10 protein-coding genes are annotated in these 13,516 nt (G+C 76.1%); 1 reads left to right on the top strand and 9 read right to left on the bottom strand.

Annotation, left to right across the window (positions count from 1 at the left end):
* Positions 1 to 299 precede the first annotated feature (299 nt).
* Positions 300 to 1,964, top strand: a complete 1,665-nt coding sequence (locus miv_RS02645) for a peptidoglycan L,D-endopeptidase MepK (RefSeq protein ID WP_425312961.1) — start codon at positions 300 to 302, stop codon at positions 1,962 to 1,964.
* Between the two features lie 101 nt (positions 1,965 to 2,065).
* On the opposite strand, the gene miv_RS02640 is transcribed toward miv_RS02645, so the two are convergent.
* From miv_RS02640 to miv_RS02600, 9 genes are all read right to left on the bottom strand, one after another.
* The gene (locus miv_RS02640; RefSeq protein ID WP_207181305.1) at positions 2,066 to 4,528 is read right to left on the bottom strand and encodes a PAS domain S-box protein; all 2,463 of its coding nucleotides are present in this window, start codon (positions 4,526 to 4,528) and stop codon (positions 2,066 to 2,068) included.
* Positions 4,529 to 4,562: 34 nt separating this feature from the next.
* Positions 4,563 to 5,234 carry a chemotaxis protein CheX gene (locus miv_RS02635; RefSeq protein WP_048429235.1) on the bottom strand — a complete coding sequence of 224 codons (672 nt, stop codon included), beginning with the start codon at positions 5,232 to 5,234 and terminating at the stop codon, positions 4,563 to 4,565.
* A complete protein-coding gene (locus tag miv_RS02630; RefSeq protein ID WP_048429237.1) occupies positions 5,231 to 5,629 on the bottom strand; it encodes a response regulator in 399 nt (132 codons plus the stop codon). Before miv_RS02630 ends, miv_RS02635 begins: the two co-directional genes overlap by 4 nt.
* Before the next feature lie 206 nt (positions 5,630 to 5,835).
* Positions 5,836 to 6,084, bottom strand: a complete 249-nt coding sequence (locus miv_RS02625; protein WP_048429236.1) for a hypothetical protein — start codon at positions 6,082 to 6,084, stop codon at positions 5,836 to 5,838.
* A complete protein-coding gene (locus miv_RS02620) occupies positions 6,081 to 8,222 on the bottom strand; it encodes a chemotaxis protein CheA (protein WP_244748830.1) in 2,142 nt (713 codons plus the stop codon). Before miv_RS02620 ends, miv_RS02625 begins: the two co-directional genes overlap by 4 nt.
* Positions 8,219 to 9,106: a CheR family methyltransferase gene (locus tag miv_RS02615; RefSeq protein WP_207181303.1), complete on the bottom strand. Its 888-nt coding sequence runs from the start codon at positions 9,104 to 9,106 to the stop codon at positions 8,219 to 8,221. Before miv_RS02615 ends, miv_RS02620 begins: the two co-directional genes overlap by 4 nt.
* Positions 9,103 to 10,242 carry a chemotaxis-specific protein-glutamate methyltransferase CheB gene (gene cheB / locus miv_RS02610; protein ID WP_207181301.1) on the bottom strand — a complete coding sequence of 380 codons (1,140 nt, stop codon included), beginning with the start codon at positions 10,240 to 10,242 and terminating at the stop codon, positions 9,103 to 9,105. The genes miv_RS02615 and cheB overlap by 4 nt, the downstream gene beginning before the upstream one ends.
* Positions 10,239 to 11,477: a chemotaxis protein CheW gene (locus miv_RS02605; RefSeq protein WP_207181299.1), complete on the bottom strand. Its 1,239-nt coding sequence runs from the start codon at positions 11,475 to 11,477 to the stop codon at positions 10,239 to 10,241. The genes cheB and miv_RS02605 overlap by 4 nt, the downstream gene beginning before the upstream one ends.
* Positions 11,470 to 13,431 (bottom strand): methyl-accepting chemotaxis protein, encoded by a 1,962-nt coding sequence (locus miv_RS02600; protein WP_207181297.1) that lies wholly within the window; start codon positions 13,429 to 13,431, stop codon positions 11,470 to 11,472. Before miv_RS02600 ends, miv_RS02605 begins: the two co-directional genes overlap by 8 nt.
* Positions 13,432 to 13,516: the final 85 nt, after the last annotated feature.

Raw genomic sequence — 13,516 nt, 5'->3', positions numbered from 1 at the left:
AGAGTCGGGCGCAGGACCTCTTCTTTCGCACGAAGGAAGAGGTCCTGCGCTCGACTTTGCCACAGGCGTCTTTTTTCCCGCGCAGGGCGGAACCTTGCGCCGGTCGCGTCGCCAAACCAGCCTTGTTCAACCAGTGGTCGCGATCACACGGAAACGTGAAGCGGGGCCGATTTTCGCCATGGTTGCCGCCTAACCCTTTCGTCATCCTGTCGCAGGGACCCGGTAACCTTTTGTTCACGGTTCTCGGCAACCCTGCATTCACCATGTCGGCCCGTTGGCCCGAGTGAGGATGAGGGATCGTGCGAGCGCTCAAGCGTGCCGGCCGCGGGGCGGCCGACCCGACCCGGGGATCCCGCCCCTGCCGTCGCGGCGCCCTGGCGCTGATGGCCGTCCTGACCGCCGTTCTCGGCTCGACCAGCGGCACGCAGGACGCGGTCGCCAACGGCGACACCCGCACGATCTCGATCTTCCACGAGCACACCAAGGAGAGCGCCTCGATCACGTTCAAGCGTGACGGGCGCTACGACCGCGCCGCCCTGGAGCAGCTGAACTGGCTCCTGCGCGATTGGCGCCTCGACGAGCCGACCAAGATGGACCCGCGCCTGTTCGACGTGGTGTGGGAGGCCCACCGCGCCGTCGGCTCCCAGGACGCGATCCACGTCGTCTCGGCCTATCGCTCGCCCCAGACCAACGCCGCCCTGCGCCGGCGCTCCCGCGCGGTGGCCGAGCACAGCCAGCACATGCTCGGCAAGGCGATGGACTTCTACCTCGCCGACGTCTCGATCGACCGGATCCGGGCGATCGGCATGCAGATGCAGCGCGGCGGCGTCGGCTGGTACCCGCAGGCCAACAGCCCCTTCGTCCATCTCGACGTCGGCTCGGTACGGTCCTGGCCCCGGATGAGCCACGACCAGCTCGCCCGCCTCTTTCCCGACGGCCGCACCGTCCACCTGCCGGCCGACGGCCGGCCGATGCCGGGCTACGACATGGCCAAGGCCGAGATCCTGGCCCGCGGCGGCAGCGTGATGGGTGTGAGCCAGGCCATCGCCGCGGCGGACGAGGAGGACAGCCCGAACGTCGTCGGCCAGTTCTTCGCGATGCTGTTCGGCGGCGCGAAGCCGGCCGCCCCGCCGCCGCCCGCTCCCGTGGTGCTGTCGGCCCGCTCCGGCCGTGTCCGCCCGGTCGCCCTGGCGAGCGCCCAGCCGGACGAGGCCGGCACCCGCACCGCGATGGCCTATGCCGACGCGGCCGCCCCCTCCGCCCTCATGCCGGAAGCGGCGCCCCGCCAGGCCGCCCTGCGCGCGCCGGACCCGGTGCCGCAGGAGGCGCCCGCAGCCCTGCCGGCGACGCCGGATGCCTCCGTCACCGCCGCCGAGCCGGACACCCCCGAGGCGCCCGAGACGCCGGCGAAGTCCCGCCTCGCCGCCGCGCCGCTGCCGCCCCGCCGCCCGTCCGAGTTCGCCGGCCCGGCGATCGCCACGGCCGCGGCGACGTCGATCGCGGGGACCAGGGTCGTGACGACGACCGGCGCGGTGACGCCGACGGCCGCCCTGGCCGCCGCCCTCGTCTCGGTGCCCCTGCCCCCGCCCCGGCCCGCCTCGATCCACGTCGCCTCGGCGGATGCCGACCCGGCGGCGCTCGGCGCCATGCTCCGCCCCCGCCTCGGCGCGGTGCCGTCCCTCGCCCCGGCCTTCGCGGGTCCGAAGGCAGGGACCGACGGCAAGCTGCAGGCGCGGATGCCGTTCACCGCCACGCTCCCGGTCCTGCTGCCCACCAAGGTCACGGCGAAGGGCGTGCCGGCCCATCCGCCCCTCCAGGGGACGCAGAAGGCCCAGCGCGGCGCTCCCCCGGCCGGCCACCAAGCCGCGCCGGCCGGCACGGTCGCCGCCCGCCTCCATCGCGGCGCGACCGAGGACGGCGCGAAGACCGGAAGCTCGGGCGGCTCGACGACCGCGCGGCGCTGACATGCGGGCTGCGGGGGCTCCGAGCGCCCGCAACCGGCCCGGCGCGGCGGAGCGATCCGCGGTCGAGCCGATCCATCCGGGCGCCGACGCCCGGCGACCGCTCACCCCTCGATGATCGACCGGATCTTGGTCGCCAGGCCCTCGACCGGGAACGGCTTGGTGATCATCTGCATGCCGGGGCCGAGATGGCCGTTGCCGAAGGTCGCGTTCTCGGCGTAGCCGGTCATGAACAGCACCTTCAGGGTCGGGCGCACCAGGCGGGCCTGGTCGGCGAGCTGGCGGCCGTTGAGGCCCGGCAGGCCGACATCGGTGACGAGCAGGTCGATATGCGCGTCCGATTGCAGGTGGCGCAGGCCCGCGGTGCCGTCGCCGGCCTCCAGGGTGCGGTAGCCGAGCTCGTGCAGCACCTCGATCACCAGGGCCCGGACGGTCGAATCGTCCTCCACCACCAGGACCGTCTCGCCGCGCTCGGCCCGCGGCGCCTCGCCCCTCACCTCCGCCGAGGCCTCGACCTCGCCGTGGTAGCGCGGCAGGTAGAGCTTGACCGTCGTACCCTGCCCGGCCTCCGAGTAGATCTTGACGTTGCCCTCGGACTGCTTGGCGAAACCGTAGATCATCGACAGGCCGAGGCCCGTCCCCTGGCCCAGGGGCTTGGTCGTGAAGAACGGGTCGAAGGCCCGGGCGATCACGTCGGGCGGCATGCCGGTGCCGGTATCGGTCACGCTGACGCAGACGTACTGCCCCGCCCGCACCCCGATCTCCCGGGCCGCATAGGCGTCGTCGAGATGGGAATTGCTGGTCTCGATGGTGAGCCGCCCGCCGTCGGGCATCGCGTCGCGGGCGTTGATGGCGAGGTTGAGGATCGCGTTCTCGAGCTGGTTGGGGTCACAGAGCGTCAGCCACAGGCCGCCGGCCACCACCACCTCGAGCTGGACCCGCTCGCCGAGCGTGCGGCGCATCAGCTCGTCCATCGAGCTGACCAGCCGGTTGGCGTCGACGGATTTCGATTCGAGCGGCTGCCGGCGCGAGAAGGCCAGCAATCGATGGGTGAGGGCCGCGGCGCGCTGGGCCGAGGCCATGGCGAGGCCGGCATAGCGGGTCAGGTTCTCGGTGCGGCCCTCGTTGATGCGGGTCTGCATCAGGTCGAGGGAGCCGACGATGCCGGTGAGCAGGTTGTTGAAATCGTGGGCGATGCCGCCGGTGAGCTGGCCCACCGCCTCCATCTTCTGCGACTGGCGCAGCTGCTCCTCGGCCCGCTCGCGCTCGGCCACCGCCTCGCGGACCCGCGCCTCCAGGGTGTCGTTGAGCTCGCGGAGCGCCACCTCGGCGCGCTTCGATTCCGTGACGTCGTAGATCACCCCGACATGGCGCAGGCCCGAGGTCTCGGTGTCGCGGATCGCCTCGCCGCGGCGCACCAGCCAGCGCACCTCGCCGCGATCGGCGAGGCGCACCCGGGTCTCGATCGGCGGCAGCTCGCCTTCCTGGCGCTGGTCGGGCGCCATCAGCGGCGGGTCGCCCTCGACCACGAGCGCGTTGACGGCGCTCGCCGCGACGGTGCGGGACGGCACCAGACCGAGCAGGCTGCAGAATTGCGGCGAGGCCGCCACCGTGGCGAAGCCCGGGACGTGCTCGAAGGCACCGACGCGGCCCGCCGACTGGGCGATGCGCAGGCGCTCCTCGACCCGCTTCTGCTCGGTGATCTCGACCAGCACCCCGGTGAAGCGGGCGGGCCGCCCCTCGGAGCCGAAATGGCAGCGGCCGCGGGCATGGACCCAGCGCACCGAGCCGTCCGGCCCGAGCAGCCGGTATTCCTTGTCGAACACCTCGGCCCCGCCGAGGATGCCGCTCACCGCGAGCCGCACCCGCATCCGGTCGAGGGGATGGATGCCGGTGAAGAAGTCGCTCGCCGGAAGCGGGCCGGGGCTGAGCGGCACCGTGCCGGGCCGCGCGGGCGGCGCGAGTCCGGTCAAGGCCGCGAAGCGCCCGTCGACGTGCAGGCGCTTCTCCGGGATGTCCCAGTCCCAGGTGCCGGCGATGCCGGCGGAGGACAGGGTGAGCGAGAGCTGGCGCTGCGCTTCCGCCAGCCGCCGCTCGATATCGGCGAGCCGCGTGCGCCCGGCCTCCGCCTCGTGGACATGCGACATGTCCACCTGCGAGGCGAAGTAGTTGACGAGCGCGCCGGACTCGTCGCGGATCGGGCAGATCAGCAGCTGGTTCCAGAACCGGCTGCCGTCGCGGCGGTAGTTGAGGATCGTGACCCGCGTCACGCGCTCCTCGCGCAGGCCCTCGCGGATCGCCGCCACCGCGCCCGGATCGGTCTCGGGCCCCTGCAGGAAGCGGCAATTGTTGCCGACCACCTCCTCGGCGGCGTAGCCGGCGAGGGTCAGGAAGGCCGGGTTGGCGTAGACGATCGGGTTGTCGGGCAGGCGCGGATCGGTGACGAGCATCGGCTGGCGCGTCTGCTCGAAGGCGGCGATGAACGGTCCGGCCTGGCGCCGCGCCGCCGCGACGGCGGCGGCGAGCGCCTCCGACCGGCCCGCCTCGGTCTCGCCCTGTGCGCTCATGCGGAGAACCCGTCCGGCTGGGGGGAGACGGCCATCAGGCGTCCAGATCGCCGAGGGCGCGGGCGATGAACTCGTCCACCAGGCCACGCAGGTTCTCGATCGACGGCAGGTCCATCAGCATCGCCAGGTAGCCGCGGATGTCGCGCTCGCTGACCGAGAAGTCGATGTAGAGGAAGAGCACCAGGGCGTCGGAGGCCACTCCCGCCCCCGCCTCCGTCCCGAAGATCCGCGGGCCGTCGCCGCGCGCGATGCCGGGCAGCGACATGGTGAGCGTGCGCTGGAGCATGTTCGCCATGGTGGCGAGGCAGCCGTTGAGGATGATGTTGCCGGTCTCGGCGAGCGCCTCGTCCTCCAGCGCCGCGACCTCCTCGGACGACAGGTCCCCGCCGGCGACCGCGCGCACCAGCTCGCGGCCGTTCTCCTGCGGGAAGATCAGCAGGGCGCGGCCCGCGAAGGCGCCCTCGAAATCCTGGTGCACCACCACGAGGGGCGCCGCCTCGCGCTCGCCGATCAGCCGGGCGGCGGCCCCGCGCGAGACGATCTCGACCGAGGGCACCGAGAGCAGCACCTGGGTGCCGATCATCGTGCGCAGGCTGGCGGCCGCGCGGCTGACGCCGATGTTGACGAGCTCGGTGAAGGCGTCCTGCTGCAGCTCGGTCAGCCCGATGGCGGCAGGCGGCGCCGCGCCGGGGGCCGGACCGCTCACGGGGCGCCCCGGCGCAGCCGCAGGGCGGCGCCCGAGAGGAACCCCGCCAGCGCCTCGCCCGTCAGGGGCTTGGGCATGAAGGTGGCGCCGAGCTCGCGGGCCCGGGCGATCACCTCGTCCTGGATGTTGGCCGAGATCACGGCGATCGGCATGTCGGGCCTCCCGGCCCGCAACTCCGCCGCGAGGGCGAGCCCGTCCTTGCCCGGCATGTTGAAGTCGAGGAGGGCGACGTCGACCGGCTCGGCGGCGGTGACCGCCGCGGCCTCGTCGGCGTTCGCGGCCTCGCGCACCGTCCAGTCCGGCTTGAGCTGTCGCAGCAGCCGCACGGCCACCGCCCGGGCGAGCTTGCTGTCGTCGACGACGAGGACGGTTGGCGGCGAAGAGGGTTGCGACATGGAGGGCATCTAGGGTGTCTTCGCCGGGATGGAAATGCCTTCCCCAGGGGAAACGGAGCCGGGGAGGGCGAACGACGGAGACCGTGCGCTCCGGGTCGGCATAGCGAAAACCGGCATCGTTGCGTAGGGTTTTCTCGGCGCAGGGTTTTCTCGGCAGCGGCGGACGCGGCGCGGATCCCGGGCTCCGCAGCCGGGGCTCGTATCCCTCACGGATCTCGGGGGGCGCCCAGCACGGGAGCCAGCCAGCGGGCCGCGAAGGGATCGCCGCAGGTGCCGTGGAGCGGCGGGCGCAGGCGCAGCAGCACCTGGACCAGGGCGGTATGGAGCCCGGTGCAGCCGCTCCACTCGACCCCGATCCCCGGTTCGGCCAGCAGCAGGGCGGCCAGGGTCTCGGCCTCCTCGACCGGGCAGATGCCCTCGAGCCGGACCAGCGCCCCGTCGCGCCGCACGCTCATGCCCGTTCCTCCCCATCGATTTCCTGCCCGTCCAGTCCCGACCCGTCGGCCCCCTCCCCTTCCCCCGGCTCGACCAGGGTCTCGGGATCGAGAACCAGCAGCACCCGGCCGTCGCCGGTCAGCACGGTGCCGGCGAGCCCCGGCAGGGCGGCGAGGCCCGGCAGCGGCCGCACCAGCCCGTCGAGGCGGCCGGCGAACCGATCGACTTCCACGGCGACGAGACCGCCGCCGGCCCGCAGCACCGCCAGCCGGGCCTCGGCGGGGGCCGGAGCCTCCTCCCTCGGCAGATCGAGCAGGGCGGCGAGCGACAGGACCGGCACCGTCCGCCCGCGCAGGACCGTCGCGGCGCCGGCGCCGAGCGTCTGGATCCGCTCGCGCGGGACCCGGGCGAGCTCGACCACCGCCTCCATCGGCAGGCCGTAGCGCTCCGGCCCGATCGCGACGACGAGGAGCCGGGCGAGGGTCTGGGTCCGGGGCAGGGTAAGACGGACGATGCTGCCCCGGCCGGGCCGGCTCTCGACCGTGCAGCTCCCGCCGAGTCGGGTCGCGGCGGCCCGCACCGCATCCATGCCGACGCCGCGGCCGGAGACGGCGCCGACCTCCGCCGCGGTCGAGAAGCCGGGGGCGAAGATCAGGTCGATCACCCCGGCCTCGTCGAGGGCGGCGAGAGCCTCGGGCGCCATCAGCCCGCGCTCGGCGGCGCGGCGGCGGATGAAGGCCGGGTCGAGGCCGCGGCCGTCATCCTCGACCGAGACCACGACCCGCTCGGCCCGGGCCTCGGCCCGCAGCACGATCCGGCCCGCCGGCGGCTTGCCGGCCCGGACCCGCGCCTCCGGCGGCTCGATGCCGTGATCGACGGCGTTGCGCAGGAGGTGGAGCAGCGGCTCGAACAGGCCCTCGGCCACGTCCCGATCGAGCTCGGTCGCCTCGCCCGCGAGGATGAGCGTCGCCTCCTTGCCGAGATGGCGGGCGACGTCGCGCAGGGCCCGGGGGAAGCGGCGGAAGATCCGCGCCAGCGGCTGGAGCCGCAGGCCCACCGCCTCGCGGTGCAGCTCGCCGGAGAGCCGGCCGATCCGCTCGTCGCTCGCCCGCAGGGCCGGGAGGAGGCCGGCGAGGTCGTCCCCCGCGACCGCCCGGGCGACGACCCCGCCGAGGGCCGCGCGGGCCGCCGCGAGATCGTCGGCGAGCGCCACGAGGGCGTCGACCCGGGCCGCATCCACCCGCAGGGTCCTGTCGGCCGTGGCGGCGGCGTCGGCCCCTGGTTCCGCCTCCGGCACGCGAGCCGTGGTGAGGGCCGTGTCGGAGGCCGCATCGGTGTCGATCGCCCGGACCGGAGCGGCCCCACCCGCCGCGTCGGGGGCCGGGCCTGCCGGCACCGCGGCGATCGTCGCCGCCGTGATCTGGTCGCGCACGAGGCGGAAGACCGCGTCGACCGCCGCCGGCGCGTCGGTGGTCAGCAGCGTCAGCGCGAGGTTGCAGGCGAAGACGTCCAGGGTCTCGACCGGCGGCCAGGGGGCGGCGGGGTGGAGGCGCAGGGCGACGAGGCCGGGCAGCCGGCGCACCAGCGCCAGGGGGTCGTCGCCGGCAAAGAAGCAATCGGCCCGCGGGACGTAGAGCAGGGCCGTCAGCGGACCGTCCGGGTGCGGGCCCGATTCGGCGAGGAGATCCGACGCCCACCGGGGCACCGGGCCCTGCGGCATGCCGGCCGTCGCGGGACCGGAGCCGGCCTCGTCGGGCCCCAGCAGGGCCCGGTAGCGGGCGAGGATGCGCTCGGCCTCAGCCCCGGCGCCGTCCGGCAGGCGGCCCGTCGCGGCGATCGCCTCGGTCCAGCGGCCGGCGGCGTCGAGGGTCGCGAGGGACGGATCGACGAGATCGGCCGCGGGGAGGCGGCCGGCGCGGGCGGCCGACAGGCCGTCCTCGGCGGCGTGCAGCACGGCGAGCATCGCCGGCCAGTCGAACAGGGCGACCGAGCCCTTGAGGGTGTGGACGGCGCGGAAGACCCGGTTCAGCACCGCCGGATCGGCGGCGGCGTCGAGGGCGAGCAGGTCCTCGGCCGCGGCCTCGACCAGCTCGCGCGCCTCGGCCGCGAAATCCCCGATCAGGTCGTCCACCGGCGGCAGGCCGGGCGTCTCGGTCACGGGGCATCCCCTTCGCGCGCATCCTCGGGACGCTGGTGGACGATCGCCTCCGGGAAGCGGCGGGTGCGGAAGCGCGACGGGATCCGGTCCATCGATTCGGTGTGGCCGAGGCACAGGAAGCCGCCGGGCCGCAGGGCGGAGAAGAGGGTGTCGGCCGCGATCCGCCGCGAGGCGTCGTCGAAGTAGATCAGCACGTTGCGGCAGAACACGATGTCGAAGCGCCCCTCCTGGGCCATCCCGGGCCCGTCGACGAGGTTGCGGCGGCTGAAGCGCACCGAACCGCGCAGCTCCGGCAGGATGCGCCAGGACGGCACGGCGGTCCCCGCCTCGGCGGTGAAGTAGCGCGCGACGAGGTCAGGCGGCAGCCGGGCGAGGGCGCGGGCGCCGTAGCGGCCGGCCTCGGCGGCGGCGAGCGCCCGGGTGTCGATGTCCGAGCCGACGATCTCGATCTCCCAGCAATCGACCTCGGGCCAGTGCTCGAGGAGCCAGATCGCCAGGGAATAGGGCTCCTCCCCGGTGGCGCAGGGCATCGACCAGATCCGGATCGGGTCGCTCCGGTCGCGCCCGGCGGTCACCGCCCCCAGCAGCGAGGCGGTGAGGCAGTGCAGCTGGTGCGCCTCGCGGAAGAAGTAGGTCTCGTTGACCGTGAAGGCGTTGACGAAGAGCTGCACCTCGCCGGCCGCATCGCTGCGCAGCCGCGCGAGATACTCCGGCAGCCCGGCCGCCCCGGTGGCGCGCATCCGCTCGCGCACCCGCCGCTCGATGAACGGGCGCCGGTCGGCGGGCACCAGGATGCCGGTCTGGCGGTAGAGCAGGTCGCAGAGCCGCGTCAGATCGGCCTCGCCGAGGGGGACGGGCGCGCCCGTGCTCGCCGCGCGCGTCATGACACGAGCGCCGTCAGCTCGGCCGCGATGGCCTCGAGCGGGGCGACCAGGCTGGCGCCGCCGGCCCGCACCAGTTCGCCCGGCATGCCCCAGACCACCGCCGTCGCCTCGGCCTCCGCGATGGTGCGCCCGCCCCGCTCGCGCAGGGCCGCCATCGTGCGGGCGCCGTCGCGGCCCATCCCGGTCATCAGCACGCCGACGAGGCGCCGGGCCGGGACGAGATCGAGGGCACTCTCCACGAGCCGGTCGACGCTCGGGTGCCAGGGATATTCCGCCTGGGCCGGGGCCGGGGCCGCCATCAGGCCGCCGGGCCGGCGCACCACGATCACGTCGGCGTCGCCCCGCCCGACATAGACCCGGCCCGGAACGAGGGCGACCGGCCCGGTCACCTCCTGCACCGCCAGGGCCGAGAGCCCGTCGAGCCGCCGGGCGAGCGCCCCGGTGAAGCTCGCCGGCATGTGCTGGGCGACCACGATGGGCCAGGGGAAGCCGGCGGGCAGCCCGCCGAGCAGGGTGGTGAGAGCCGGGGGACCGCCGGTCGAGGCGCCGACGAGGACGAGCCCGGGCGGTTCCGGGGCGTGGCCCACGTCCCGGCTCTCCACCGGGTCCGCGGCTTCCGGCATCGGGCGCTTCGCGGCCCGGGGCGTCTCGGCCCGGTGCGTCTCGGCCCGGTGCGGGGCCGGGGGCGCGACGAGGCCGGCATGGCGGGCGCGCAGGCGCGCCGCGAGGCCGGGGCCGCGCGGCCGGGCACGGGCGGCGGCCCGCACCTTCTGGACCAGCACCGGCGCCAGCCGGTCGATCTCGAGCGAGACCGCACCGGCGGGCTTGGCCAGGACGTCGACCGCGCCGCGGGCCAGGGCCTCCAGGCTCGCCTCCGTTCCCTCCGCGGTCAGGGAGGAGAGCATCACCACCGGGCAGGGGCGCTCCAGCATGATCCGGTCGAGGCAGGCGAGGCCGTCGAGGCCCGGCATGGTCACGTCGAGGGTGATCACGTCCGGGGCGAAGCGGGCGAGGAGATCGAGGGCTTCCAGCCCGTCGCGGGCGAAGGCCAGATCGAAATCGCCCTCGGCGGCGAAGATGCCGCCCAGGACCTTGCGCATCAGGGCCGAGTCGTCGACCACGAGGAGGCGGATCATGCGGTGAGCCCCCCGGCCGGAGCGAGGAGCGCCACGGGATCGAGGGCGTAGGCCCCCTCGCGGGCGCCGAGCCGCACCCCGTCGGCGAGGAACCCCGCCCGGACGCCGCCGGCCTCGACCACCACTAGGCGCCGCCGCGTTCCGGTGGCGGGCAGGCCGAGGCGGCGGGCGAGATCGACGACCGGCAGCGCCTCGCCCCGGACGGCCAGCATCCCGGCGAGCCAGCCGGGCGCCCGGGGTACCCGCACCAGGGATTCGGGGGCCGGCGCGACGCGTCTGACGGCGTCGGCGGGCAGGCTGTAGGCCCGTCCGGCGAGGTCGAGAATCACCGCCGGCGCCGGCGGTTGGATGGGTACCGACGCGTCCGCCGCGTCCGGACCATCCTCGGCCCGCCCCGGTGCCGCGGCAGCCAGCGCCGATGCCGACAGGATGCCGACGAGGGTGCGGCCGTCCCCGGGGCGGGCAAAGCCCGCGAGGGTCGGGTCGCGGCGCAGGGGGCGCGGCACCGGATCGACCGCCCCGGGCGCGAGCCGCAGCACCGGCCCGATCCCCTCGGCCACCAGCCCCAGCCCGCGCACCACCGCGACCCGGCCGCCGGGCGCGGGACCGAATCCGAGCCGGGTCGCGAGGCAGAGGAGCGGCAGGGGGCGGCCGCGCCAGGGCATCGTGCCGAGGGACGCGGGCCGTGGCTCCGGATCCGGCGCCGCGATGTTTGGCAGCGGCAGCACCGCCTCGACCTCCGCGAGCGGCAGGGCGTAGGGGCGGCCCGCGATCGTGAGGGACAGAAGGTCCGTGCGGGCGTCGCGCGGCCGCGGCGCCCCGGCCTCGGCCGGCGGTGCCGGCGCAGTCGGTTCCGCCGGCCGGGGAGGCAGGGCCGCGGCGACCAGGGCCGGCAGGTCGAGGCGCTCGGCCGCCCCGGGATCCGCCGCGAGCCCGACGATCCCGGCGACCATGAGCCCGACCGGGCCGTTCGCCTCCGCCAGCACCATCCGGGTCGGGTCGGACGTGGCCCGGGCGGCGGGGTCCGGATCGAGCAGCCGGGCGAGGTCGAGGACCGGGAGCGCGCGACCGGAGAGGGCGGCGAGGCCGACGAGCGCCGGCGGTGCCCCGGGCACCCGGGTCAGCGCGGGCACCCGGGCCAGCGCCCGCACCCGCGCGGCCGGCAGCGCGAGGCGGCGCACGCCCGGACCCGCGGCCGCGACGACGAGCCAGCGCCCGGGAGCGGCCTCAGCCATCCGCGCCCTGCAGCTCGTCGGCCAGGAGGGCGATCTCCTCGACCGCCGCCGCCAGATCCTCGGCGCCGCGGGCCTGCTGGCGGGCGGCGGTGGCGGCCTCGCTGGAGGCGCGGTCGGCCTCCTCGGCCGCCACGGCGATCTGGCGGGCCCCCGCCGCGATCTCGGCGGCGGCGGCCAGGATCTCGTCGGCACCCACGGCGATCTCGCGGTTGGCCTCCTCCAGTTCCGCCACCTCGGCGGCGACCGCGGCGAGGCCCGCCGTCAGGGCCCGGTTCTTCGCCACCTCGGCCTCCGCCGCGGCCGCCGCGCGTTCGAGGGCGCGGCGCAGGGCGGCCGCCCCGTCCCGGATCGCCCGCACGGTGCCGCGGATCCCCTGGGCGCCGCCGGCGGCATCGCGGGCCAGCGCCCGGATGTCGGCCGAGACGACCGCGAAGCCGTGGCCCGCCTCGCCGGCCCGCGCCGCCTCGATGGCGCCGCTCACGGCCAGCATGCCGATCTGCACGGCGACGAGCGCGATGCCCTCGACGGCGGTCTCGATGCGCCGCTCCCCGGCCTCGATCGCGTCGAGGCGGTCGAGGGAGGCGCGCATCCCGTCGAGCGCCCGGCCGACTCCGTCCGCGAGGGCGTCGACCGTGCCGCGGGCCTTCTGCAGGGCGCCGGCGATGGAGGCGGCCTGCGCCAGGGCCCGGTCGGCGCCGGCCCGGGCGCCGGCCGCGGCGCGCTCGATCTCGGTCAGGGCGGCGGAGGATTGCCGGGCGGCCGCACTCTGCACCGCGAGGCCGCGGCTGATCTGGTCGACGGCGGCCAGAATCTCGGCGGCGGCCCCGGACAATTCCTCGATCGACGCGGAGAGCGCGTCGGCGGCCCCGGCGATCTGCGTGGCACCCGCCCTTCCGGTGCCGCCGCCGCGCAGGGCCTCGGCGAGGGCGGCCAGGGCCTCGGCGGTGGCGCGGCCCCGGTCGAGGGCATCGGTCTGCTGAGCCACCGCGGCCTGGGCCTCCTCGGCCGCCGCGGCCTGCTGCTCGGCCGCCGCCGCGACCTGCTCGGCGCCGGCCTGCGCCTCCCGGGTGGTCGCCTCCGCCCGCAGCGCCGCCGCCAGGATCTCCTGGGCGCCCTCCGCCAGGCCGCCGAGATCGGCCCGCGCCGCCTCGATCCGCCGGGCGACCCGGGTGCCGGACGCCGCCTCGGCCACCGCCCGGGCGGCGGCCTCCCGGATCGCCGCGCCGAGCGCCCGGATCTCGGCCCGGATCGCACCGGCCTGGTCGCGCACCTCGCCGGCGGCGGCCTCGGCGGTCTCGGCGAGCGCCCGCACCTCGTCGGCCACCACCGCGAAGCCGCGGCCGTGCTCGCCGGCCCGGCCCGCCTCGAGGGCGGCGTTGAGGGCGAGCAGCCCGGTCTGGTCGGCAAGCCCCGCCACCGTCCCGGTGACGTCGCCGATGCGCGCCGTCGCCCGGTCGAGTTCGTCGACGATGCCGACCGTGGCATCCTGACGGCCGGCCTCGGCCTCGAGGCCCGCGACCGACTGGGTCACCTGGGCACCGGCCTCGGCGAGCTTCGCCTGGAACGCGCCGGTGCGCCGGCGCGACAGGTCGGCCCGCTCCCGCGCGGCGCCGAGGCGCCCGACGATCGCCGCGACGGCGGCGAGGGATTCCTGCGCCGCGCCCGCGGCCTCCTCGGCCCCGCCGGCGATCCGCTCCATCGCCCGGCTCAGCTCCTCGGCCGCCGCCGCGGCCTCGGTGGTGCTGGCGGCCAGCTCCTCGGTGGCCGCGCCCAGGCGCTCGACCGCCTTCTGCCGGCGCGCCCGCGCCGGCCCGCGGCCGCCCTTCGCGGATGCGGCGGGAGATTTCGGTGGCGAAAGGGTTCTGCCGGGCGCGGGCGGACGGCTTCCGGCCACGGCCGCCTCCGGAGAGGTGCCGTCCCGGGCCGCGAGCTTCGCCTTCTTGACCAGTGCCATGGAGCCCGAACCCGCCCGCGATCCCGCCGGTGTGCCGGAGGCGGCGGACGGGGGCAAGCACGGCGGCACGGCCATCCCCCGGCAG

Origin of the sequence: Methylobacterium indicum, assembly GCF_017347565.1 — a bacterium.
Taxonomy (GTDB): Bacteria; Pseudomonadota; Alphaproteobacteria; order Rhizobiales; family Beijerinckiaceae; genus Methylobacterium; species Methylobacterium indicum.
This window is presented reverse-complemented; position numbering and strand designations above follow the sequence as displayed.

What these genes read in the sequence shown, in the direction of transcription:
- miv_RS02625 (WP_048429236.1), bottom strand. Translation starts at nt 6,084, where the DNA reads ATGAGCGTGCGGCGCGACGGGGCGCTGGTCCGGCTCGAGGGCATCTGC.
- miv_RS02605 (WP_207181299.1), bottom strand. Translation starts at nt 11,477, where the DNA reads ATGGCTGAGGCCGCTCCCGGGCGCTGGCTCGTCGTCGCGGCCGCGGGT.
- miv_RS02630 (WP_048429237.1), bottom strand. Translation starts at nt 5,629, where the DNA reads ATGTCGCAACCCTCTTCGCCGCCAACCGTCCTCGTCGTCGACGACAGC.
- miv_RS02615 (WP_207181303.1), bottom strand. Translation starts at nt 9,106, where the DNA reads ATGACGCGCGCGGCGAGCACGGGCGCGCCCGTCCCCCTCGGCGAGGCC.
- miv_RS02640 (WP_207181305.1), bottom strand. Translation starts at nt 4,528, where the DNA reads ATGAGCGCACAGGGCGAGACCGAGGCGGGCCGGTCGGAGGCGCTCGCC.
- miv_RS02600 (WP_207181297.1), bottom strand. Translation starts at nt 13,431, where the DNA reads ATGGCACTGGTCAAGAAGGCGAAGCTCGCGGCCCGGGACGGCACCTCT.
- cheB (WP_207181301.1), bottom strand. Translation starts at nt 10,242, where the DNA reads ATGATCCGCCTCCTCGTGGTCGACGACTCGGCCCTGATGCGCAAGGTC.